We start from the raw sequence: 530 nt of genomic DNA on the forward strand, positions 1-530 counted from the left end.
GTTTAGTGACAATGCTTGATATGCCGACTCTTCATCAAAAATTGACGTTTTTAATAAAAGCATGCCTTGATTATTATCATCTCTCCGCAAAATAAAATGCTTACCATCAAATCGTATTTCACATGCATCAACATCAATCTCAATATCTTGTTCAAACTTGAACTTCAATGTTACGGACATCATATAAACCAACTCCAAATTTTAATATTGACAGCTTACTGTTCCATTGCATCCTCTCCGGTCGACACACAAACCAGGTAGTTATTGTTGGTACACCATTCCCGATCTATGGTCTGAATACCATTTGCCCCCGGATCCATATTGGCACCAACCCAGCCGCTGTAGTTCTCATCCCATTTACCACAATCCCAACGATGGTCTGCAGTACCCCACCAGGCACGATCACCCCAAGGGGTAACGGTACCAGTTTGACTGCTGTTGAATACAAGCTCATGGCCTGACGAACTGGCGTTGGTATTAATTATTGTTGTAAGGGCATCACGCCAAGGCCCACCGCGGCGATAAATCAC

At 43.2% G+C, this 530-nt stretch carries 2 protein-coding genes; both read right to left on the minus strand.

The window, feature by feature from the left end; all coding sequences use genetic code 11:
• Positions 1 to 183, minus strand: a 183-nt coding sequence (locus tag LG31_RS21720; RefSeq protein WP_033115902.1) for a hypothetical protein, incomplete at its 3' end; no start/stop codon positions are given.
• A 32-nt stretch (positions 184 to 215) separates the two neighbouring features.
• Positions 216 to 530, minus strand: a 315-nt coding sequence (locus LG31_RS21725) for a hypothetical protein (RefSeq protein ID WP_238567543.1), incomplete at its 5' end; no start/stop codon positions are given.

This window comes from Aeromonas lacus (genome assembly GCF_000764665.1).
In the GTDB taxonomy this organism is placed as follows: Bacteria; Pseudomonadota; Gammaproteobacteria; order Enterobacterales; family Aeromonadaceae; genus Aeromonas; species Aeromonas lacus.